Raw genomic sequence first — 20,777 nt, 5'->3', positions numbered from 1 at the left:
GGGGTTACTGGGCGGCGACGTCGTCTTGGGTGCGGCTAGGGTCGCGGTCGGCGTAGAGGTAGTCGCGCGTCAGGGGCACGGCGTCTTGTCGGCGCGCCATCTGGAACTGGAACACGCATTGGCGATTGTGGCGGAAGGTGGTTTCGGCGGCCTTCAGGTAGTAGCGCCACATGCGGCAGAAGCGGGCGTCAAAAAGCGCCTCGGCCTCGGCTTCGCGGGCGGTGAAACGGTCATGCCAGTGGCGCAGGGTTTCGGCGTAGTGCAGCCGCCAGACCTCGATATCCGTGGGGTAGAGGTCTTCCTTCTCCACCGCCGCGGCCATTTCTGACAGGGACGGGCAATAGCCGCCGGGGAAGATGTATTTCTGGATCCAAGGGCTGGTGTGGCCGGGCGGATAGGCGCGGCCGATGGAATGGATCAGGGCCACGCCGTCGTCTGTCAGCCGGTCGTGGACGTTGCGGAAATACTCGCGGAAATGCGGCGTGCCGACGTGTTCGAACATCCCGATGGAGACGACGCGGTCAAACTGCCCGGTGACATCGCGGTAATCCTGCAGGCGGAAGGTGACGCGGTCCTGCAGGCCCGCGGCTTCGGCGCGCTGAGTCGCGGAGCGGTGCTGTTCCTCGCTGAGGGTGACGCCCAGAACATGGACGTCGTAGTCGCGCGCCAGCGTGAGCGCCATGCCGCCCCAGCCGCAGCCGATCTCCAGCACGCGCATGCCGGGCTTGAGCAGCAGCTTGCGCGCGATGTGGTGCTTCTTGGCCTCCTGGGCGGCGTCGAGGCTCAGGTCAGGATCGCTGAAGTAGGCGCAGGAATACTGGCGGTCTTCGTCCAGGAACAGATCATAGAGGTCTGAGGACAGGTCGTAATGATGCGCCACATTGGCGCGCGCCTTGTGGATCGGGTTCCACTGATCAAACAGGCGGCGCGCCTTGAAGAGCCGCGCCGACAGGGCGCGCCACCAGACGGTGTCGCCGAGCGCGGCGTTCATCGTGGCAAGGCGCAGGAACCCCTCCAGATCGTCATCGGCGATGGTCAGGGTGCCGTCCATATAGCTTTCGCCGACGGCGAGGTCGGTGTTGATCACAAGGCGCCGGGGGATCGCCTTGTCATGGAATGTGACGTCGATTTGAGGGGCCTCTCCACCGCCGTAAGTGCGGCGTGTCCCATCGGGAAAGGTCAGCGACAGCGTCCCGCGCTGTACGAAATCCCGCATCATTCTGTCTAGAATCCAGTCCCACATGAACGGTCTCCCTGACGATCTACGCATCGATTTTGCGTTGTGAGTATGCCCAATGCTGGCACAATTGGCAAAAGGACGCATTGATCCGGCGCAGACATCGGCAGGAAAAAGCCGGGCCTGGATCTTGCGGCACTGGGCCCCGAAGGGGCCACCGCGCGCGCGCCGAAGGCGGGCGCGCCAGCGTGAGGGAGCGCAGCGACCGGGCGCGGACCCGCAGGGTCTTACGGCAGGAACTCTGCCGGCCCGAGGGAGCGCAGCGACCGCGCACAGGCCCGCAGGGTCTTACGGCAGAAACTCTGCCGGCCCGAGGGAGCGCAGCGACCGCGCACAGGCCCGCAGGGTCTTACGGCAGAAACTCTGCCGGCCCGAGGGAGCGCAGCGACCGGGAACGGACCCGCAGGGTCTTATGGCAGAAACTCTGCCGGATTGACCGCCTCAAACCCGCGCCGGACCTCGAAATGCAGGAACGACGGGTCGCCGCCGCCCACTTGCGCCACGGTCTGGCCCTGGCTGATCCGATCCCCGCGCGACACGGCGATGTTCTGGATGTTGGCGTAGACCGTCAGCAACCCGCCCGAATGACGGATCACCAGGATCGGCACCTGATCCGTATCCTGGGTGATCGCCGCGACGGTGCCATCGGCTGCCGCGCGCACGGGCGTGCCCGCCGAGGCCCCGATATCGATGCCCTCGTTGCCGGACCCATAGCCGCGCACGACGGCGCCTTCCACGGGCCGGATCAACGGTGCCGAGCTTTGCGCCGGGGTCACCGCCGCCGGGGCGGGGGCGGGGGTTCCGGTGCCGGCCCCTTGCAGGTCCGGCAGGGCGGCCGTTTCGATGCTGCCGGGCAGCGGGTTGGCAGCCGACGGCGGCAGCGGCGCGACACTGTCGCCGGGTCGGCTGTCATCGGCGGCTTCCACCGTTTCGATCACGATGGGGATCAGCAGGAACTGGCCTTCGCGCACCGCCAGATCCGGCCCCAGCCCGTTCCATTCCGCCAGGCTCCGCACCGAGACGCCATAGAGGCGGGCCACGGAATAGGCGGTTTCGCCCCGGGCGATGCGGTGGCGCACGGGCTCTTGCCCGTCGGGCAATTGCGGGCCGGTGGCCGCCGGGCTTGTGGCGCCCGCGCGGTCGATCGCGGCGCCCGCGATAGAGGCGATGTCGGTGCCGCTGCCCGTCGCGGGCGTGCCGCCATCAACACGGCGCGGCAGGGCGAGGACTTCGCCCACGCGCAACTCATCCGTCGCGGTCCGGCCATTGAACGCGGCCAGCTCTGTCGCTGGCAGGCCGATCCGCGTGGCCACATCGGCAACGGTATCGCCCCGGCGCGCGACGGCCACTTGGTAGCTGTCGTAGGAAATGAGCCCGCGGCTGTCGGGGTCTGGCCGGTCGGCCACAGTCACGTCACCGCGCGGGGCATTGGGGCGGAAGTCAAAATCCCATTCCGAGGGCGCGCCGACGCAAGCCGCAAGAACCAAAGGCGCCAGCAGGGGCAGCCTGCGGACGGAAAAACACTGTGTGATCAGGCGCATGGCGCTCGAACCTTCCTCAAATACCCGGAGCGTTCCGCTCTCTTTGCGGGGCACGATACACGCGATTGCCGTGCAAAAAAAGGGGGTGCGCAGAATTGGCGGGGTCTTGCTTACCGTTTGGCTAGGCACGGCGGCGTCAACCGCCTAGCTAAACGGCTCGATACTGTCACAGCGCGCGGGCGGTGCCACACTCAGGCCCGCGATATCGGCGGTTGCGGTTTCAGTATCCGGAAAGCCGCGATCACAATCGGCACGCCGTAAGGCCAGATGGAAGACGTTGTAGTAAATGCCGGCGTAGGGCTGGAACGCATCAACCACGCTGCTGCGCCGACACCGCCGCTCTTGGGCGCAGGCGTTGAGTGTGCGGTAGAACTCCGAAATGGCAAAGACAGAGGCCGACAGATCCGGGTCGGCAAGGACCTGAGCGTTGATCCAGTCTGCGTATTGGCTTCGGGTCAATTGGCCACCGGTGGCGGCCAGCGTGTCGGGAGAGACGAAAAAGCGGTGCAGGTTGTCACGGTGGGCGCCGTAGTAGCTACCGTTGAAGGTGACAACGAAGCTTTGGGTATTTTCGCGCAGTTCGCGTTGGTGGTCGACCACTTCTTCAACGATCCCGCCCAACAATCCGCCGAGCAAAAGCAGCAGTAACGCCTCCCAGGTGGAGCGGTTCTTGTTGCTAGTCTCCGACAAAACAGCTCAGGCCTGACAGATCGACGGCGTCTTGTCCCTCGAAGGATCCTGCGACCACTAGGTCGCGCAGACAGGTAGCTTGGGCGACGGGAAAGCCCATGACTTGCTGATCACTGGGGGCGTCATCGGCAAAGGTGATGGTGCCAAGGCTGTTGACGACGCCTGCGTCCATGAGGGCCAGGATCGTCTCCAGAATAGTGGCGGTGTCGGGGACTTCGGGGCAAGCAGCAAAATCGACGACAACGATGCTGTCGATCGGGGTGGCGGCGCGGAATGATTCAAAGTGAGTGGCAAAGCACGTCAGGGCCTGCATCTGGACGGTTTGCGGGGATTGGGCGTGGGCGGTGGAAATGGGGGCGAGGATTGTCAGCAACGTGCCAACGGCCGCGTTGCGTATCACCGTGCCGTTTGACCAAGCCATCAGAAGAAGTCCCTTTGGACACCGGGCCGAAGGTCCGTGATCGGCGAGGGCCCCGGCAGGCGCGCCCAGGACGGGCGGTACATGCGGATCCTTGGGTCCACCAGGTTCGAGCTTTCGGATTGCACGAAGCTGTCTGCGAACCCGCCGCCGAATTGCTGCACGGTATGCGCGCAATACATGGATCCGTCGAACGGGTAATACTCGACCAACTGTTGCGGTGTGAGGCTGGCGTGAGAGACGTAGCTCCAGAATTCATCCAGGGTTTCGCGGTCTTGATTGGGCCGAAACTCCCATCGGAATGAGTTCCAGCAGCCCGCGATCTGTGCCTGTTCCGTAAGGGGCGGCGGGGCGTAGCCGTAAAGGCGCAGGCCGTAGTCGGACACGTCATCAATCGTTGTCACGTAGTGGACCGATTGCCCGGTGTTGAGCACGATGTTGCGGATCAGCCGCGTAGAAATGCCAAAGGTTTGTGCGTTCTGCGCCAGCAAACCGATCGACAAGATCGCGGCGGTATAGGATTGCTGGACGCTTTCGCGGTTGACCTCTCCATCGCCCAGGATCAGGCGCGGAGCATGGAAGCCAAGCCGCGAAGTAGGGTGCAGGTAGCGGCTAGGGGAAAACCCGACGCCGGAGCGGGAGTCGTAACGTCCGCCCATAAACGCCAAGGCGCAGGCGGAAATGCAGCTGCTGTTGGGGGACACCCGGGTTGTCACGGTGCGCTCATGGAACAGCTGCGCCAGGCGCAGACCTTCCAGGAAATCGCCGCCGTCGCTTTCCAGGCAGACCACCACTTGTTCGTTCAGCAAGTGTGACGGGTAGTTGAACAACTCCGCGATCAGCGGATCAAGTGCCGCCTCGACCCGGGCAGCATCCCCGGGATTGATCGGGCCAGTGAGGGTCAGAGAACATCCCGCTGCCACGTCCGTTTGCGGCGGGCCCGTCCGCTCGATCTCGACCGCAAGCGCCGGGTCGGGGCCGGCCAGAAAGAGCGCCAAAGACATCGCCAGAACGGCGAGGGGACGTGTACGGGAAGGACGGGGGACCGTGTTCATAACGCCTTCAGTAAGAGCGCCTCAACGATGCAGGGTCAACTGGTTTTGCCGTGGCGCCTACGCTCACTCGCGTGCGGTGCCTTCGATCAGGGGGACGAAGCGGACGGGCATCAGTTCTTCATAGTCAAAGCCGGTCTCGAGCCGCGTCACTTTGATCAGGCTTTGTACGGTATCGGATTGGCCCACCGGGACGACCATCACGCCGCCGACTTTCAACTGCTGTAGAAGCGGGCCGGGGGGGTCTTCGGCGGCGGCTGTCACGAGAATGCGGTCAAAGGGGCCCTGGTCCGGCAGCCCGAAGGAGCCGTCGCGGGTCAGGACCGTGATGTTGACCAGGCCCAACTTGGTGAAGATGATTTCCGCCTCGCGGGTCAGGTTGCGGTGGCGGTCGATGGTGTAGACGCGGCGGGCGAGTTGGCTGAGGATCGCGGCCTGGTAGCCGGAGCCGGTGCCGATCTCTAGCACCGTATCGCGGGGTTGGACATCGAGCGCCTGGGTCATCAGGCCGACCACGGAGGGCTGGCTGATGGTCTGGCCCGAGCTGATCGGGAGCGGCATATCCTCGTAGGCGCGGGCGGCGAAATGGCCGCGCACGAAGGCGCCGCGGTCGACCCGTTCCATCGCGATCAGCGTGCGTTTGTCCATCACGCCCTTCTGGCGCAGATGATAGAGGAACTGCATCTTGCGTTCCGGGTCGAAGCCCGCGTCTTCAGGGGCGTCGCCTGTCATTCCACGGCAGCTTTCAGCGCGGAGAGCCGGTCATAGGCGGTCAGATCGGCGCGCATCGGCGTGACGGAAATGTAGCCATCCAGGTTGGCGGTCGCGTCGGTGTCCGCGCCCGAGGGCACGTTCTGCGCGCTGCCGGTGATCCAGAGGAACTTGCGCCCGTTGGGCGCGACGTCGGCCTTCATGCCCATGCCGGTGCCGCCCTCGCGGAAGCCCTGGGCCACGGCGCGGATGCCTTTGACCGCGTCTGCCGGAACGGGGGGGAAATTGACGTTGTAAAACAGCTTGTAGGGGGCGCTGGTGAAGGCCTGGGGCGCGGCGAGGATCTTGCGGATCGTATCGGCGCCGTGGGTGGCGGCGGCCTCGAACTGGTTGGTCAGGCCGATGTTGCCGGGCCCGTAGTATTGCGACAGGGCGATGGCGGGAAAACCCTGGATCGCGGCCTCGATCGCGGCGCCGATGGTGCCGGAGTAGAGCGTGTTTTCCGCCGAATTGTTGCCCTTGTTCACGCCCGACAGGATCAGATCGGGCGGCGCGTCCTTCATCACGTCGTGCAGCGCGGCGATGACGCAATCGGCGGGCGAGCCCTCGGCGGCGAAGCGCTTTGGCCCGAACTCGGAAATCATCGTGGGATGGGTGTAGGAAATGCAGTGGCCGACGCCCGATTGCTCGAACGCGGGCGCGACCGTCCAGACCTCGCCCGAGGCGCCTGCGAGATCACTGGCGATGGTGTGGAGGACCTCAAGGCCGGGGGCGTTGATGCCGTCGTCGTTGGTGATGAGAATACGCATGTCGCGGGTGTAGCTTGTGCCTGCAAGGGCGGCAAGCGGTGGTGTGGGCGGCAGGCGGCGGGACCGGGCGGAGGCCGCGCCCACCCGCCCGCCCCGCGCCCTCCGCCCGGTGGGGCGGGTGTTGCGTGTCAGTGGCGGGGGACGGCGCTTTTGGCGGCGGTTGGATTGAGTTTTTTGGGCAAGATGAAAGGGAGGCCCGGCTCAGGCGGGTTGGCGCAGGCGTTGGATGGTGCGGAAGGCCAGGACCGCGATGATGCCGATGGCGGCACCCAGGACCAGGGCCGTGTCGCTGGCGGCATTGGCGACGACGACGCCCACGAGCGCCCAGATCACCGCGGCGGCGTAGGGCAGGGGGTGGGCCGTATGGCGGATGACGAGGCCTGCCACGACACCCACGAGGATCAGGCCCGCGATGGAGATCACCGTCGTGTCAAAGCCGGTGTAGGCGGCGATGACGGTGGCGCTGGCCACGAGGGAGGCGGCCGAGAGCCAGCCTGCGTAGAGCGCGATGGGGGCGGCGGCGAAGGCGACCTCGGGTTTGGGCGCGCGGAAAAGGGCGATGAGCGCGGTGATCAGCATGGCGATGATCAGGAGCGTTGCGGGGACGGGGGCTGTGAGGGCCACCGGGATCCAGCTAGCGCCGATGACGAGGGAGACGAGCAACGCCGGGCGCATGGCCTGCCACTCGGGCGTCGCGGCGCGTTTGAGCAGGCCGTAGCCTGCGCCGACAATGAGCCAGAGGTAGATGACGCCCCAGATTGCGAAGGCATAGCCTGCCGGTTGGATCGGCAGGTTTTCCACCGGGCGGGGCAATTGTGCCGGGTCAAAGCCGGTGAAGGGCGCGGTGAAGACGGGCGATACGGCGAAGGCGATGGCGGCCAGCAGGACGAGGGCCGCCATCCATTTCGGGTTAAGATCAGGCAAGGACATTTTACTGAAGGGCGCCTTCTGCCGTGATCTGTGTTTTGCCGCCGAGCCAGGGGTGCAGCGCGGCGGGCAGGGTGACGGAGCCGTCGGCGTTCTGGCCGTTTTCCAGCACCGCGATCAGGCAGCGCCCCACGGCGAGGCCGGAGCCGTTGAGGGTGTGCACGAACTCGGGCTTGCCGCCGCCCTCGGGCTTGAAGCGGGCGTTCATCCGGCGGGCCTGGAAGGCGCCGCAGGTGGAGACCGAGGAGATCTCTCGGTAGGTGTTCTGGCCGGGCAACCAGGCCTCGATATCGTACGTGCGCGTGGCGCCAAAGCCCATGTCACCGGCGCAGAGCAGGACGGTGCGGTAGGGGATCTCCAGCTTGTCGAGGATGCCTTCGGCGCAGTCCAGCATGCGTTGCTGTTCCGCGTCGGAGTGGTCGGGGTGGGTGACCGAGACCATCTCGACCTTCTCGAACTGGTGCTGGCGCAGCATGCCAGACGTGTCGCGGCCGGCGCTGCCGGCCTCGGAACGGAAGCACAGCGAATGGGCCGTGTAGCGGCGTGGCAGGTAGCTTTCGTCGATCGTGTGCCCGGCGGCGATGTTGGTCAGCGACACCTCGGAGGTGGGGATCAGCCACCAGCCATTGGTTGTCTGGTAGCTGTCCTCGGCGAACTTCGGAAGCTGACCCGTGCCATACATCGTCTCGTCGCGGACCAGCACGGGCGCGTTGACCTCAATCAGGCCGTTTTCCTCGGTATGGGTGTCGAGCATGAACTGCGCCAGCGCCCGGTGGACGCGGGCGACAGCACCGCTGAGCAGCACGAAACGCGCGCCGGAGAGTTTGGCGGCGGTCTCGAAATCCATCGACGGTTTCACGGCCGGGATGTCGAAATGCTCCACCGGGGTGAAGTCGAAGGTGCGCGGGGTGCCGCGGCGGTGCAGCTCGACATTGTCGGCCTCATCCGCGCCTTCGGGCACGTCGGAGGCGGGCAGGTTGGGCAAAGCCTCCAGGATCGCGGTCAGCTCGGCGTCCTTGGCCTTGGCTTCGTCGTCCAGCCGGGCGATCTCGTCCTTTTTGGCCGCGACGAGCGCGCGCAGACGCTCGAACTCGGCCTCATCGCCCGAGGCCTTGGCTTTGCCAACCTCCTTGGAGGCGGCGTTGCGGTCTGCTTGCGCCGTCTCGGCCTGGGTGATCGCGGCACGCCGTGCCGCGTCGATGGCCAGGATCTCGGAGGAGGCAGGAGACAGACCCCGAAGCGCCAAAGCGGCGTCAAAAGCAGCAGGGTTCTCGCGGATTGCGCGGATGTCATGCATGGGGAGCCTCCGTTATTGATATGTGGCATCTGATGTGTGGCGGCGGTATGCCGGAAAGCAGCGCGGGGGGGAAGTGCGTTGTGCGCGGTGGCTTTCCTTCGGGGCTGCGTGGGGTACTGTCGGGCGTGTCGACCCGTTCCAGCCACGAGGGCCCCATGCGCCAGATATCTGACCTGCCGGAGCTGGATTTCAGCTCGCCCGCCTACGCCGCCGCCCCCTTCGCGACACTGGCGGGCTACGCGCAGCAGTGGCAGGTGGCGCGGTCGGTGCGCGGAGTGGAGTTGTTGGACTATGACCTGTGCCGCAAGGCGGTGCTGGACCGGAAGTTGGGCACCGGGCACCCGAAGCTGATGAACGTGCTGGGCCTGCCGGAGGGGCGCCCGCTGGAGTACAAGCGCAACTCCATCTCGTTCCACAATCGCGGCGCACGGCGGCGGGATCTGCGGCTGCCGTTGACGCGCTTGATGGGGCCGGAGGGGACGGAGCGGTTTCGCGCAGAGGTCGACGGCGTGGTCGCCCGCGTGATCGAGGCGATCCCTGTGGGCGCGCCGGTGGATCTGATCGAGACGCTCTGTGACCCGACGCCGTCCGCCGTCTACTGCTATTGGATGGGCGCGCCGTTTGAGGATGCGGCGTTCGTGGCGCGGACCTCGCACTCGGTGCAGAAGGTCCACACGCGCAACCCTGCTTTCGCGGAGGAGATCATCACGGCGTTCGAGGCGCTGATCGACTACGCCGAGGCGCGCATCGCGGCGTGTCGCGCGGCGCCGGGGGACAACCTGCTGAGCGATCTGATCGCGGCGGAGGAGGCGGGGCAGTTGAGCGGCGATGACCTGCGCAATTGGGTGATCAAACTGGCGGAGGCGAACACCGACAATTCCTCGCACCAGATCGCGATTGCGGTGATCGAACTGGCCTCGCGCCCGGAGGTCTGGGCGCGGCTGGGGCAAGACCCCTCGCTGGTGCCCGCAGCGGTGCGCGAGGTGATGCGGTATCATCCGCGCTCGATTTCCACGTCGCGCGAGGCGATGGAGGACATGGAGATCGCGGGCGTTTTGGTGCCGAAGGGCACGCCGGTCTTCGCCAACATCGGCGCGACGCATTGGGACGCGCGGTATTATGCTTCGCCAGAGGTGTTTGACATCGACCGGATGGAAGAGCCGCCGCACCTGAATTTCGGCGGCGGGATTTTCTCGTGCATTGGACGCTATGCGGTGACGATGGAGGTGGAGCAGGTGGTCGCGCGCTTAGCCGCTGAGTATCCGGGGCTGCGGGTGGAGGAGGCCGCGTTCGTGCATTCGCCGATGTTTACATCGGTGACGCGGTTGGTGGGGGTGTTGGAGTAAAGTGGGGGGCTGAGCGGGCACAATTGTCTGTAGCCCTATTTAGTTTTTCGTAATTACACGTTTTGCGCGGGATTGACGCGGATTTTGCTGCGTTTTTGTTGCGTTTGGGGCCCGGCTCGAGGCCCGGTCTACGGGTTGTAGCCGGGGGCGATGGTGACGGGTGGATCGAGGGTGGCGGCCCAAGCGAGCCAGGCGTCTATGAAATCCTCGTCGAAAAGGTCTTCTGCGATCCAGTGGGGTGGATGACCCTCGGGAAGGGACCGCGCGGCATAGAAGATATCTGCCCAATGGGGTTTGTAAAACATCAAAGGCCTTTCATCCTCTAAAGTCACAGCGGCACCTCGAAGGTTAGCTTTTGTTAGGTTGGTCCCCATCGAGATTTTAGCCTCCCTGAGATCCGCCCGCTGCAAGTTCGCCCAACTAAGGTTCGCCCCCTGCAACTGTGCATCAAGGAACTCCGCTCCGCGCAACTGGGCCCCGACTAGGACCGCACCCTGCAACTTCGCGCCTTCGGAAGCCTCGCCTGATCTTAAGTGCGCTCTCTGCAAATTCGCCCAACTGAGGTTCGCCCCTTGTAACCTTGCCTCAATAAGGTTCGCCCGTTGAAACTCCGTCCGTACGAAGTCGGCACCCTGCATTGATGCCGCCGCCATTTGGGTGCCTTGGAAGTTCATTCCAGAGAGGTTGAAGCCCTGCAGATTGCAGCTGTGCAAGTCGATGAGGCTCGGGTCGAAGGCTGTGCGGGCGGAAAGGTTGACAGGGTTGATACGCCCAAGGCTTTGCACGGCGCGTTCCATGTCGGGGCGGATTGGGGTGAGGGTTTGAGCCCACTCCCGGAGCGCTCCAGGCTCTGTGTCGCGCTCCTCCAGGCCGAATTCTTTGCGCATTTCTTCGGGGGATTTGGGTGGTGCGTGTTCCGAGCCGTTGGTTTCCCGGTCCCAGATGTCCTTCGGGCTTTCGACTGCTGGAAACTCCCGGCTCAACTCCTGCACATAGATCGACAGCATCCGCGCGATGCGTTGGGCGGGTGCGAAGTCACCTCGGTCCATCGCTTCCTGTGCCAATCCCTCCAGCCGGTCAATCGCAGCGGCGCGGGTGACGAGGTCGTCTTCCCATTCGAGGGCGATGCATTCCTTTTCGGTTCCTTTATGGAGAACACGCGTGACTTGCCTGCGGGCCGCCAGATCGGTGGCGGCGGCGTTGATTTTGTCGTTGAAGAGCGCCTCGTCTTGCAGCGCCGTCTGCCGCGCGGCGACCCATGTGCGCCAGACCAGAAACGGGGCACCGAAGAACGCGGCGAGGACGAGGCCGATATTTCGGATGGCCTCTCCGGTTGGGTCGCCCTCGTAGGGACCCATGCCCAGGGCTGCGCGCATGAAGTCCCACATTGTGGCGGCGAGCATGGCAACCAGGAACAAGACGACGGCCACGGCGACGAACCCGAGTGTATAGCCCAAGGGCCGCGCCTTGCGAAAATCGATCTGCCTGCGCAGCCCCAGCCAATCGAGTAGGTCGGGTGGTTTCTTGTCGTCGCTCACCGCAGATGGTCCCTCGTCAAAACTCCCGCCACCAAACCCGCTTTCGCCCCCCTTTCCAACCCCCACGCGCCGCAAACCCTTGCGACCTTCGCCCGACGCGCCCATCTGCCCTTATAGCACCCGTTGCACTCGCCCCACCGCGCCCTTAGGGTGCCGCAACTTTCAAACAGGGCTGCCCCGACACGGTGGCCATCTCAACGCAAAGGACCCCGCCCATGGAAGCCTTCGGCCAGGTTGTTCCGCTGATCCTGATCCTGGTGATCATGTATTTCTTCCTCATTCGCCCGCAGCAAAAGAAGGTGAAAGAGCATCAGGCGATGGTCGAGGCGTTGCGGCGGGGGGATGAGGTTGTCACGCAGGGCGGGCTGATCGGCAAGATCACCAAGGTCAAGGACGAGACCGAGGTTGAGGTGGAGATCGCCAAGGATGTGAAGATCCGCGTGGTGCGCCCGACGATTGCGCAGGTCCGCTCCAAGACCGAGCCCGCCAACGACTAAACCCGCGTGCCTGCGCGACGTTAAGGAAGATCCTCCATGCTGCAGATCCCTCTCTGGAACCGGCTGTTCATTGTTCTGACGGTTCTTGTGGGCCTGAGTTTCGCGATGCCGAACTTTTTCTACGGCACGGTGGAGCGGCACAATGATGCGCTGGCCGAGATCGAGCGGACGGGCATCGAGACGCCCGAGCAGACGGCGGATGTGGCGGCCTGGCCATCGTTCTTGCCCGCAACGCTGGTGAACCTCGGGCTGGACCTGAGGGGCGGCGCGCATCTGTTGGCGGAAGTGCGCGTTGAGGACGTCTACGTGCAGCGGATGGACTCGCTTTGGCCCGAAGTGCGTGATGCGCTGCGGGAGTTGCGGTCGGTCGTGGGTGGTATTCGCCGGATCGACGCGGAGCCGGGTCTGTTGCAGGTCCGCATCGAGGATGCGTCAGGCATGCCAAGTGCGCTGGCCGCGGTGCGCGAGTTGGGCCAGCCGGTGGTCAGCCTGACAGGCGGGTTCGGCGAGACAACGCTGGATGTCAGCGGCTCGGGCGACATTATCACGGTGAGGTTGAGCGATGCGGAAGAGGCAGCGACGAATGACCGGACGTTGCAGCAATCGATTGAGATCGTGCGCCGCCGCGTCGATGAGGCGGGCACGCGGGAGCCGACCATTCAGCGCCAGGGCGCGGACCGGATCCTGATCCAGGTGCCGGGGATTGGCAGCGCGCAGGAGTTGAAAGAGCTGATCGGGACGACCGCGCGGCTGACGTTCCACCCCGTTGTGGGGCGCGCCAGCGGGCCCGATGAGGACGTGGAAAGCCGCCAGCTGCTTCTGCCGTCGATTGAAGAGGGCGGCGGGTATTACATTCTGGAAGCGACGCCCGTGGTATCGGGCGATGACCTGGTGGACAGCCAGCCTGGCTTTGACCAGCAGACCGGCGAGGCGATTGTGACGTTCCGCTTCAACCCCTCGGGCGCGCGGGCGTTCGGGGATTTCACCGCCGCCAACATCGGCGCGCCGTTTGCGATTGTGCTGGATGACGAGGTGGTCTCGGCCCCCGTGATCCGGTCGGCGATCACCGGCGGGGCGGGGCAGATCAGCGGCAACTTCTCGGTCGAAAGCTCCACTGAGCTGGCGATCCTGCTGCGGGCAGGGGCCTTGCCGGCGGAACTGACCTTCCTGGAGGAGCGGACCATCGGGCCGGAACTGGGCGCGGACAGCGTCGCGGCGGGGCAAACGGCGGCGCTGATCGCGTTCGCCGCTGTGCTGATCTTCATGATCGCCAGCTACGGGTTGTTCGGCGTCTTCGCCAGCGTGGCGCTGGTCCTCAACGTGGGGCTCATCTTTGGCGTGCTGTCGCTGATCGGGGCGACGCTGACCCTGCCGGGCATCGCGGGGATCGTGTTGACCATCGGTATGGCGGTGGACGCCAATGTGCTGGTGTTCGAGCGGATCCGCGAAGAGCTGAAGACGGCAAAGGGCCCGGCGCGGGCCATCGAGTTGGGCTATGAACGGGCGCTGTCGGCCATCATCGACGCCAACATCACGACCTTCATCATCGCGACGATCCTGTTTGTCCTGGGCTCCGGCCCCGTGCGGGGCTTCTCGGTCACGCTGGGGATCGGGATCGTGACATCGGTCTTCACCGCGATCTACGTGACGCGCCTTCTGCTGGTCTTCTGGTTCGAGCGTAAGCGCCCGAAAACAATCGAGGTTTAACCGATGCGTCTTCGTCTAGTTCCGCAAGAGACCCGCTTCGATTTCTTCAAATACGCCCGCGCGACCTTCGGCGCGTCCATCGTGGCGGTCATCGCCTCGCTGGTGATCTGGTTCAGCGTTGGCCTGAACTTCGGCATCGACTTTCTGGGCGGCACGACGATCCGCACGGATGCGACAGTGCAGGTGGAAGTGGCCGAATATCGCGCCGCGCTGGAGCCTTTGGGCCTCGGCGATGTGGTGATTTCCGAGGTGTTCGACCCGAACTTCGCCGATGACCAACACGTCGTGACGGTGCGCATCCAGGCCCAGGAGGGCGCGGAATCCGTTACGCCCGAGATCATCATGGCGATTGAGACCGCCCTGCTTGAATCGATTGACCCCGAGATGACCTTCCCCAGCGTTGAATCCGTGGGGCCCAAGGTATCTGGTGAGCTGATCCAGACCGCGATCCTAGCGGTTCTGGCGTCGCTCGGCGCGATCCTGATCTACATCTGGCTGCGGTTCGAATGGCAGTTCTCGGTCGGGGCTGTGGCCGCCTTGATCCATGACGTGATCCTGACCATCGGCGTCTTCAGCCTGTTCCAGATCCGCTTTGATCTGGCCACCATCGCGGCCCTTCTGACCATCGTGGGTTATTCGATCAACGATACTGTGGTGATCTTCGACCGCCTGCGCGAGAACCTGATCAAGTACAAGCAGAAGGCCCTGCGCGACGTGATGAACCTGTCGGCGAATGAGACGCTGTCGCGCACCTTGATGACCTCGGGCACCACGCTGGTCGCGCTGATCGCGCTGTTGGTTCTGGGGGGCGATGTGATCCGCGGGTTCGTCTTCGCCATCGCCTGGGGCGTGATCGTCGGCACCTATTCCTCGATCTACGTGGCTAAGAACGTGGTCCTGATGATCGGGGTAAAGCGCGATTGGTCCAAGCCGTCCGATGGCGGCGCGGGTGGCCCGGGCGGCACGCAATTCGCCAACGTCGATGCCTGAGGCCCTGTCCCTGGCGCTTGAGACGCCGGGGCTTGCGTGGGTGATCGCCGCTGCCGTTCTGGCGGCGCTGGTCTACGGATTTGCGGGCTTTGGCTCGGCCCTGATCTTCCTGCCCCTGGCCACGATCTTCTGGTCCCCACCGCTGGCCATCGCGGCGTTCTCGCTTTCGGCGCTAGGGTCGCTTTTCACCGTCTTCCCGGGCGCATGGAAATCAGCGGACAAGCGCGCGACCCTGATGATCGTGGCGATGTCCATCGTCTTCATGCCGGTGGGTATTTTCCTTCTGCGCGTCGCGCCCGAGGTCACGATCCGCACCGCCGTCTGCGTGCTGACATTGGTGACCCTGGCCGCCCTGGTGGCGGGATGGAAAGTGCCCTTGCGCGGCGGGCGCGGGTTGCAATTGGGTGTTGGCGCCCTTGCCGGGATCACCGGGGGATCAACGGGTTTGAACGGCCCACCGGTGATCCTGTTCAACCTGGGCACCGACCAACCCGTGGCCGTGACGCGCGGCAACCTGGCGTGTTTTCTGACGTTGAACTCGCTCTTCATGATGCCGATGATGTGGATCCAGGGCCTCGTGGACGCGCGCGCATTCTTCCTGGGGCTGATCCTGTTGGGGCCCTATGCCCTGGGCGGATATCTGGGGGTGCAGATGTTCCGGCCCGAGCGCGCGGGCATTTACAAGGCCGTGGCCTATGTCTTGATCGGCGTGGCCGGCGTTGCGGGCCTGCCGGTTTGGGGATGACGGGATGCGAATGCCCGATTGCGGGAGCGACAGATGCGAATGCCCTATTGCGGGAGCAATACATGAGAATGAACGAAGTGCAGTTCGACGACAGCAAACCCGTGGACGGCTATGGCCCCGGGTTCTTCCGCATCGGCGGAGAGGTGTACAACGGCGCCGTCCTGCTGCTGCCCAAGGGCCCCGCGCTGTGGGGCGGGCTCAGTGACGAAGCCGCCCTTGTGGCCGCCGCCGGAGAGGTTGACGTCCTGCTTCTGGGCACCGGAGCCGAGATCGCGCATCCGCCCGCCGCATTGCGCCGCGCCGTGGAGGCGGCCGGATTGGGGCTAGAGGTCATGGCCTCTTCCGCCGCCTGCCGCACCTACAATGTGCTGCTGGCCGAGGGGCGCCGCGTGGGCGCGGCGATGCTGACGGTCTAGGGACGTGTCGGAGGCAGAGCGAGCTCGTCCAAAATCACGTCGCCGAAAATCATCGCGCGCAACTCTCGCTCCAACTTGCGCCGCATCGCCTCGCCGAATGTGTCGTGGTTCAACGCATATTCCACAAACGCGCCGGGGCCATGGATGACCTCGGCGGCGTAGTAATCCTCGATCTCCCGCGACGCGCCGCCAATGGCGAGGCCGTTGACGGTGATGCCGTCAAAGTCGAAATGCTCGAACGCCGCGACCGGGGGGAACCCGTCGTTGTTCTGCCCGTCGCCCGAGATATCGAGGGTCTGGAACAGGCACACCGGCGCTTCGCGGAACCGGGTGGCGGCAAAGCCCAGGGCGTAGCCAAGCGCTGTCGGGAAATCCTGACTGCCGCGGGTGGATGCGGCCACCCGCTCGGCGATGGCCAAAAGGTCAGCCTCGGACGTGACCATGGTCCAGTCCACGATGACGTCCTGCTGGAACCGCCCGGACCACTCGAAAATCGAAAGCGCCACGGGGCCGGGTCCGTTCAGGAACGCCTCGGACACAATCGGGTCCAGCAGGGCCGCCGCCAGGCCGTCTACCTGCAAGCGATACTCGGCCTGATCGACCGAGGCCGAGACGTCCAGCCCCAATTGCAACGCCAAACGGCACTGATCCTGCGCCGCAACCGGGGCGGCTGCGAGGAGCGTTTGCCCTGCAAGGGCACAAGCGAGGAGGGGCCGAGCCATTACCAGTGGCCCGTATTTTCCATCGACGCCCAAGGCTCTGCCGGGGCCAGCGCTTCACCGGCCTGCAACAACTCGATCGAGACATTGTCGGGCGAGCGCACAAACGCCATATGTCCGTCGCGGGGCGGGCGATTGATGGTCACGCCGTTATCCATCAGGTGCTGACACATCCCATAGATGTCATCGACCCGGTAGGCGAGGTGCCCAAAATGGCGGCTGTCGCTTGGCAGGCCTTCGTCGCCGTCCCAATTATACGTCAGCTCCACATGGGCATTCTCCTGGCCCGGCGGGGTCATGAACACCAGAGTGAAGCGCCCGCCCTCACTGTCCATCCGCCGCGTCTCTTCCAGGCCGAGAAGTTTGTAGAACGCGATCGAGGCGTCCAGGTCCTTCACGCGCACCATCGTGTGCAGGTATTGTATTGTCATCTTTCGATCTCCCCGAGGTTGGAGCGTAGCTTAACGCCGTGCGCGGGGTTGACCAGCCGTCTGTCACTCAATTTCGCGTTTGCGCGGGCTGATCGGGGTGGGATGCATCGCGTCACGCACCACAAGGGTGACGGTGACAAAGGCCACGAACAGCAGCAAATACCAGGACCCGAATTTGCCGATATCGACCAGCCCGGTGTCGCCCTGAACCTCATAGCTCCAGGTCCGGGTGAAGGTGCCCACATTCTCCGCGATCCACAAAAGCCATGCCGACAGGAAGGCACCCACCGGCAGGCGGAGGGAGAGGGGGGTGTCCCGGATGAAGAACCAGATCCGCGTGCGCCAGAACAACAGCAGCGTCGCCGCGAACAGGACCCAACGGATGTCGTACGTGTAGTGGTGGGTGTAGAAATTCACGTAGATCGCCACGGCCAGCAGGTAGGTCGCCCAGAATGGCGGATAGGGCGCGAATTGGATGTGGAACAGACGGATCGACCGCGCGATGAAGCTGCCGACACTGGCGTACATGAAGCCTGAGAATAGGGGCACGCCGCCGATCTCCAGAATGCCTTGGTCCGGGTAATCCCAGGACCCCTGCGCGAGCTTGAAGACCTCCATCACCGTGCCGGTGATGTGGAAAATCAGGATGACTTTCGCTTCCTCCCAGGTCTCCAACCCCCGCCAGATGAAGACGATTTGGGTGAGCACCGCGAAGATCACCAGCGCGTCGTAGCGCGCGAGGGCCCAGTCTTGGTCCCAGATCAGGCTGGTGAGGATCAGCGCCGCCAGGATCATCACCCCGAACAGCGCCGCCCAAAGCAGTTTGGCGAAAAACACGACGAAACCCGGCGCCCGCGCCGTGATCCGTTCCAGTTTGGCAACGCCCCTGTCTGCAATCTGGTCCGCCATGTCCCCTCATCATCTTGCGGTTATGCCGCCCAGTGGGGCAATATGTGGCCTCACCCCGCGCCCGACCGATTCCGTAGCAGTAGGACCCTTGCCATGCCCCTGACCCCTGAACAACTGGAGGATATCCAGGCCTCCCGCGCCAATCCGCAGCCAACCCTGCGCGCGGTGTCCCCAGGGATGGAGAAGCACCTTTACGAGGCCAAGCCCGTCCTCGACCACGGTTTTGTGCGCGTCATCGACTATATGGGCGACGACGGCGCCATCGTGCAGGCCGCGCGGGTGTCTTACGGCGCGGGCACCAAGCATGTCTCGAACGACGAGGGGCTGATCCGCTACCTGATGCGGCACTGGCATTCGACGCCGTTCGAGATGTGTGAGATCAAGCTGCACGTCAAATTGCCCGTCTTTGTGGCCCGCCAATGGATCCGCCACCGTACGGCGAATGTGAACGAATACTCGGCGCGCTATTCGATCCTGGACCGCGAGTTCTACATCCCCCGCGCCGAGGACCTCGCGGCGCAATCCGTCGTCAACAACCAGGGCCGGGGCGAGGCACTGACCGGCGAGGAAGCGGAACGCGTGCTGCGCTACCTCAAGGACGACGCCGGGCGGGCCTATGACCATTATGAAGAGATGATTTCCGACACGAATTCTGAAGGTGGAGGCCAGCAGGGTCTGGCGCGGGAACTGGCCCGCATGAACCTGCCCGCCAACATCTACACCCAGTGGTACTGGAAGGTGGATTTGCACAACCTGTTCCACTTCCTCCGCCTGCGGGCCGACAGCCATGCCCAATACGAGATCCGCGTCTATGCGGATGCGATATGCGAGATGGTGAAGGATTGGGTCCCGGCGGCGTATAGCGCGTTCGAAGACTACCGGATGGGCGGCGTGCAGCTGAGCGGGAAGGGGGTTGAGGTGTTGAAGCGTCGGCTTGCGGGGGAAGAGGTGACGCAGGAGACGTCGGGGATGAGTAAGGGGGAATGGCGCGACTTTGCGGGGGTGTTCGGGTGAAAGTATCACTTATCCGGGTATTCGTCTCTTCTCCTGGGGATCTATCCATTGAACGAGATCTAGTAAGAAAGGTCGTAGGAGAGATTAATTCCGACCTTGGTACTATTCATTCCTTTAGGCTTGAGTGCCTCATGTGGGAAGACTTGTCGTCTCGCATTAGTAGGCGCCCGCAAGAGTCAATCTCTGCTGCATTTGATGAATTTGAGATATTTCTTGGTCTAATGGGGTTCTATTTTGGAACCCCGACTGGCGACTTTGGAAGTGGTACTGAGGAAGAGTACACACTCGCTCTAAAGAATTGGAATGAAAAGAGACTTGAGTTTATTCAGTTCTATTTTTCGGCAGCAAAGGTTGACGCCAACCTTCTAGATTTAGACCAGGTCAAAAAGGTCCGCGAATTTCGTGAGGCGGTGGGTCGTGACGGTGTTCTCTTCGACACTTTCACGGATTTGAAGGTTTTGGAAGCCCGTGTCCGCTCCGCTTTGATCGCCGACGTCTATAGGTTTCTTGAAAAACCGGAGGAGCGAAGTCGTGAAACTGCATCTGCTGCGTACCGCACGCTAAACCCGTACGGAAATATGAAGGCCTTAGACAAGTTGATGCAGGAGCGACCGGAAGCTGCAATTAACTTTTTGGCTCATGCTGGCGCGACTTCAATGCAGAGCTCCCAGATGGCACTCGAAAAAATTACAAGAAAATTGAGCGAGGTTGGCCGTAAAGCGACCAAATTTACTAGGTCAGCAGCCGATCTGCAGAGGGGAAAAAGGAAGGAAAAAATGGTAACTAAGCACCTGGTGGATCTCTACGAGGGCATCGAAAGTCTTCTTCGTGCTTTTGCGTCGGAAACCCCTGCTTTGGACAAGAATTTTTCTGACTCTATTTCCAGCTTTCACCGGGCTGCTGAGATAGCCACGAACCTTTCAGAAGAAGATCAAAAGGCACTTGCTGAACTGTTGGGCACGCTGGACTCCCTTAAGTTATCAATGCAATCGACATCCAACGCGTTTGTCGAACTTGCGATGCCAGATGTGCCAGAACTTGGCCATCGTTGGGAGGTAAGCCGATTGACCTTGGATGCGGTTGTCTCTGATTTCCGTGATTTCATTTCGCGGGGAACTGACGCAATTGACGTTGTGGCACAGGCGTTGTCGTCAAGAAAACTGCCAAACCAGCCGCTGTAGTGGGCGCGGAATCAAGGCCGTAGGCCGCCGCGCATCGACGGGCCGCCCCCCGGCACGGCGATTTGGTGACGCTTGGCGCGACGAAGATACGTCGAGCTACCACGGCGAGCATAAAGTGAGGTGATCAGGCGTTGGATCGCCCCACCGCGGCCCGTCGATGCGCGGCTTGCGCGGTTGGGGGCGCGGTGGGGAGAGACGGCACGGCGGTTTGGTGACGCTTGGGGCGATGAAGATACGTCGAGCTACCACGGCCAGCATAAAGTGAGGTGAGCAGGTGTTGGTTCGCGGCACCGCGGCCAGTCGCTGCGCGGCTTGCGTGGTGGGGAGAGACGGCTCGGCGGTTTGGTCACGTTTGACGCGACGAAGATACGTCGAGCTACCACGGCTAGCATAAAGTGAGGGGATCAGGCGTTGGATCGCCGCACCGCGGCCCGTCGATGCGCGGCTTGCTCGGTTGGGGGCGCGGTGGGGAGAGACGGCTCGACGGTTTTGTGACGTTTGGCGCGACGGACAGGCGGCGCGCAAACTGGTCTGGTTTAAAGGGAGGTGTGCAGGCGTTGGATCACCGCACTGCGGCCTTCGGTGCGCGACGGGACAAGTCC

At 63.7% G+C, this 20,777-nt stretch carries 21 protein-coding genes; 8 read left to right on the top strand and 13 right to left on the bottom strand.

What is annotated here, in order from left to right; all coding sequences use genetic code 11:
- Window positions 1-4: 4 nt before the first annotated feature.
- The 9 genes from AC6I9R_RS18670 to serS form a co-directional block, all read right to left on the bottom strand.
- Entirely contained in the window at window positions 5-1,243 is a 1,239-nt protein-coding gene (locus tag AC6I9R_RS18670) for a class I SAM-dependent methyltransferase (protein WP_461428958.1), read from the bottom strand.
- A 404-nt stretch (window positions 1,244-1,647) separates the two neighbouring features.
- Window positions 1,648-2,778 (bottom strand): peptidoglycan DD-metalloendopeptidase family protein, encoded by a 1,131-nt coding sequence (locus AC6I9R_RS18665; RefSeq protein WP_461428957.1) that lies wholly within the window; start codon window positions 2,776-2,778, stop codon window positions 1,648-1,650.
- A 144-nt stretch (window positions 2,779-2,922) separates the two neighbouring features.
- Window positions 2,923-3,468 carry a hypothetical protein gene (locus tag AC6I9R_RS18660; RefSeq protein WP_461428956.1) on the bottom strand — a complete coding sequence of 182 codons (546 nt, stop codon included), beginning with the start codon at window positions 3,466-3,468 and terminating at the stop codon, window positions 2,923-2,925.
- Entirely contained in the window at window positions 3,455-3,889 is a 435-nt protein-coding gene (locus AC6I9R_RS18655) for a hypothetical protein (protein WP_461428955.1), read from the bottom strand. Before AC6I9R_RS18655 ends, AC6I9R_RS18660 begins: the two co-directional genes overlap by 14 nt.
- Window positions 3,889-4,941, bottom strand: a complete 1,053-nt coding sequence (locus tag AC6I9R_RS18650) for a COG3904 family protein (protein ID WP_461428954.1) — start codon at window positions 4,939-4,941, stop codon at window positions 3,889-3,891. The genes AC6I9R_RS18655 and AC6I9R_RS18650 overlap by 1 nt, the downstream gene beginning before the upstream one ends.
- A 63-nt stretch (window positions 4,942-5,004) precedes the next feature.
- Window positions 5,005-5,670, bottom strand: a complete 666-nt coding sequence (locus tag AC6I9R_RS18645; protein WP_461428953.1) for a protein-L-isoaspartate(D-aspartate) O-methyltransferase — start codon at window positions 5,668-5,670, stop codon at window positions 5,005-5,007.
- Entirely contained in the window at window positions 5,667-6,458 is a 792-nt protein-coding gene (gene surE / locus AC6I9R_RS18640; RefSeq protein ID WP_461428952.1) for a 5'/3'-nucleotidase SurE, read from the bottom strand. The genes AC6I9R_RS18645 and surE overlap by 4 nt, the downstream gene beginning before the upstream one ends.
- Before the next feature lie 201 nt (window positions 6,459-6,659).
- On the bottom strand, window positions 6,660-7,388 hold the full coding sequence (locus AC6I9R_RS18635; RefSeq protein WP_461428951.1) for a TspO-related membrane protein: 729 nt from the start codon (window positions 7,386-7,388) through the stop codon (window positions 6,660-6,662).
- Window position 7,389: 1 nt separating this feature from the next.
- Window positions 7,390-8,682, bottom strand: coding sequence for a serine--tRNA ligase (gene serS / locus AC6I9R_RS18630; protein ID WP_461428950.1), 1,293 nt, complete (start codon window positions 8,680-8,682; stop codon window positions 7,390-7,392).
- A gap of 155 nt (window positions 8,683-8,837) precedes the next feature.
- Between serS and AC6I9R_RS18625 the strand changes: the two genes are divergently transcribed.
- Entirely contained in the window at window positions 8,838-10,028 is a 1,191-nt protein-coding gene (locus AC6I9R_RS18625) for a cytochrome P450 (protein ID WP_461428949.1), read from the top strand.
- Between the two features lie 128 nt (window positions 10,029-10,156).
- Here the strand turns inward: AC6I9R_RS18625 and AC6I9R_RS18620 are convergent, their stop codons facing one another.
- Window positions 10,157-11,566 carry a pentapeptide repeat-containing protein gene (locus AC6I9R_RS18620; protein ID WP_461428948.1) on the bottom strand — a complete coding sequence of 470 codons (1,410 nt, stop codon included), beginning with the start codon at window positions 11,564-11,566 and terminating at the stop codon, window positions 10,157-10,159.
- Window positions 11,567-11,781: 215 nt separating this feature from the next.
- Here AC6I9R_RS18620 and yajC point away from each other — a divergent pair, with 215 nt between their 5' ends.
- The 5 genes from yajC to AC6I9R_RS18595 all read left to right on the top strand — a co-directional run bounded on the left by yajC (window position 11,782) and on the right by AC6I9R_RS18595 (window position 15,921).
- On the top strand, window positions 11,782-12,063 hold the full coding sequence (gene yajC / locus AC6I9R_RS18615; RefSeq protein ID WP_461428947.1) for a preprotein translocase subunit YajC: 282 nt from the start codon (window positions 11,782-11,784) through the stop codon (window positions 12,061-12,063).
- Window positions 12,064-12,099: 36 nt separating this feature from the next.
- Entirely contained in the window at window positions 12,100-13,770 is a 1,671-nt protein-coding gene (gene secD, locus AC6I9R_RS18610; RefSeq protein WP_461428946.1) for a protein translocase subunit SecD, read from the top strand.
- 3 nt (window positions 13,771-13,773) lie between these two features.
- The gene (secF, locus tag AC6I9R_RS18605; RefSeq protein ID WP_461428945.1) at window positions 13,774-14,760 is read left to right on the top strand and encodes a protein translocase subunit SecF; all 987 of its coding nucleotides are present in this window, start codon (window positions 13,774-13,776) and stop codon (window positions 14,758-14,760) included.
- Complete coding sequence (locus AC6I9R_RS18600) at window positions 14,753-15,505, top strand: sulfite exporter TauE/SafE family protein (protein WP_461428944.1); 753 nt, start codon at window positions 14,753-14,755, stop codon at window positions 15,503-15,505. The genes secF and AC6I9R_RS18600 overlap by 8 nt, the downstream gene beginning before the upstream one ends.
- Window positions 15,506-15,567: 62 nt before the next feature.
- Complete coding sequence (locus tag AC6I9R_RS18595) at window positions 15,568-15,921, top strand: Mth938-like domain-containing protein (protein ID WP_461428943.1); 354 nt, start codon at window positions 15,568-15,570, stop codon at window positions 15,919-15,921.
- Here AC6I9R_RS18595 and AC6I9R_RS18590 read toward each other — a convergent pair.
- From AC6I9R_RS18590 to AC6I9R_RS18580, 3 genes are all read right to left on the bottom strand, one after another.
- The gene (locus AC6I9R_RS18590; protein WP_461428942.1) at window positions 15,918-16,643 is read right to left on the bottom strand and encodes a DUF1194 domain-containing protein; all 726 of its coding nucleotides are present in this window, start codon (window positions 16,641-16,643) and stop codon (window positions 15,918-15,920) included. The two genes, AC6I9R_RS18595 and AC6I9R_RS18590, sit on opposite strands and share 4 nt — an antisense overlap.
- A complete protein-coding gene (locus tag AC6I9R_RS18585; protein ID WP_461428941.1) occupies window positions 16,643-17,071 on the bottom strand; it encodes a VOC family protein in 429 nt (142 codons plus the stop codon). Before AC6I9R_RS18585 ends, AC6I9R_RS18590 begins: the two co-directional genes overlap by 1 nt.
- Window positions 17,072-17,134: 63 nt before the next feature.
- On the bottom strand, window positions 17,135-17,980 hold the full coding sequence (locus AC6I9R_RS18580; RefSeq protein WP_461428940.1) for a DUF817 domain-containing protein: 846 nt from the start codon (window positions 17,978-17,980) through the stop codon (window positions 17,135-17,137).
- 93 nt (window positions 17,981-18,073) lie between these two features.
- Between AC6I9R_RS18580 and thyX the strand changes: the two genes are divergently transcribed.
- Both thyX and AC6I9R_RS18570 read left to right on the top strand, forming a co-directional pair.
- Window positions 18,074-18,994, top strand: coding sequence for an FAD-dependent thymidylate synthase (gene thyX / locus AC6I9R_RS18575; protein WP_461428939.1), 921 nt, complete (start codon window positions 18,074-18,076; stop codon window positions 18,992-18,994).
- Entirely contained in the window at window positions 18,964-20,175 is a 1,212-nt protein-coding gene (locus AC6I9R_RS18570; protein ID WP_461428938.1) for a DUF4062 domain-containing protein, read from the top strand. Before thyX ends, AC6I9R_RS18570 begins: the two co-directional genes overlap by 31 nt.
- Window positions 20,176-20,777 lie beyond the last annotated feature (602 nt).

The sequence above is a fragment of the Gymnodinialimonas sp. genome, from assembly GCF_059726805.1.
Note: the sequence above shows the minus strand (reverse complement) of the source record. Positions and strands in the feature narration are given on the sequence as shown.

Excerpts from the sequence above, each read along its gene's own strand:
- thyX (WP_461428939.1), top strand. The coding sequence starts at position 18,074 with ATGCCCCTGACCCCTGAACAACTGGAGGATATCCAGGCCTCCCGCGCC.
- AC6I9R_RS18595 (WP_461428943.1), top strand. The coding sequence starts at position 15,568 with ATGAGAATGAACGAAGTGCAGTTCGACGACAGCAAACCCGTGGACGGC.
- AC6I9R_RS18665 (WP_461428957.1), bottom strand. The coding sequence starts at position 2,778 with ATGCGCCTGATCACACAGTGTTTTTCCGTCCGCAGGCTGCCCCTGCTG.
- AC6I9R_RS18635 (WP_461428951.1), bottom strand. The coding sequence starts at position 7,388 with ATGTCCTTGCCTGATCTTAACCCGAAATGGATGGCGGCCCTCGTCCTG.
- serS (WP_461428950.1), bottom strand. The coding sequence starts at position 8,682 with ATGCATGACATCCGCGCAATCCGCGAGAACCCTGCTGCTTTTGACGCC.
- AC6I9R_RS18585 (WP_461428941.1), bottom strand. The coding sequence starts at position 17,071 with ATGACAATACAATACCTGCACACGATGGTGCGCGTGAAGGACCTGGAC.
- AC6I9R_RS18650 (WP_461428954.1), bottom strand. The coding sequence starts at position 4,941 with ATGAACACGGTCCCCCGTCCTTCCCGTACACGTCCCCTCGCCGTTCTG.
- AC6I9R_RS18625 (WP_461428949.1), top strand. The coding sequence starts at position 8,838 with ATGCGCCAGATATCTGACCTGCCGGAGCTGGATTTCAGCTCGCCCGCC.
- AC6I9R_RS18600 (WP_461428944.1), top strand. The coding sequence starts at position 14,753 with ATGCCTGAGGCCCTGTCCCTGGCGCTTGAGACGCCGGGGCTTGCGTGG.
- yajC (WP_461428947.1), top strand. The coding sequence starts at position 11,782 with ATGGAAGCCTTCGGCCAGGTTGTTCCGCTGATCCTGATCCTGGTGATC.
- AC6I9R_RS18570 (WP_461428938.1), top strand. The coding sequence starts at position 18,964 with ATGGCGCGACTTTGCGGGGGTGTTCGGGTGAAAGTATCACTTATCCGG.
- AC6I9R_RS18580 (WP_461428940.1), bottom strand. The coding sequence starts at position 17,980 with ATGGCGGACCAGATTGCAGACAGGGGCGTTGCCAAACTGGAACGGATC.
- secF (WP_461428945.1), top strand. The coding sequence starts at position 13,774 with ATGCGTCTTCGTCTAGTTCCGCAAGAGACCCGCTTCGATTTCTTCAAA.
- AC6I9R_RS18655 (WP_461428955.1), bottom strand. The coding sequence starts at position 3,889 with ATGGCTTGGTCAAACGGCACGGTGATACGCAACGCGGCCGTTGGCACG.
- AC6I9R_RS18670 (WP_461428958.1), bottom strand. The coding sequence starts at position 1,243 with ATGTGGGACTGGATTCTAGACAGAATGATGCGGGATTTCGTACAGCGC.
- AC6I9R_RS18645 (WP_461428953.1), bottom strand. The coding sequence starts at position 5,670 with ATGACAGGCGACGCCCCTGAAGACGCGGGCTTCGACCCGGAACGCAAG.
- AC6I9R_RS18590 (WP_461428942.1), bottom strand. The coding sequence starts at position 16,643 with ATGGCTCGGCCCCTCCTCGCTTGTGCCCTTGCAGGGCAAACGCTCCTC.
- surE (WP_461428952.1), bottom strand. The coding sequence starts at position 6,458 with ATGCGTATTCTCATCACCAACGACGACGGCATCAACGCCCCCGGCCTT.
- secD (WP_461428946.1), top strand. The coding sequence starts at position 12,100 with ATGCTGCAGATCCCTCTCTGGAACCGGCTGTTCATTGTTCTGACGGTT.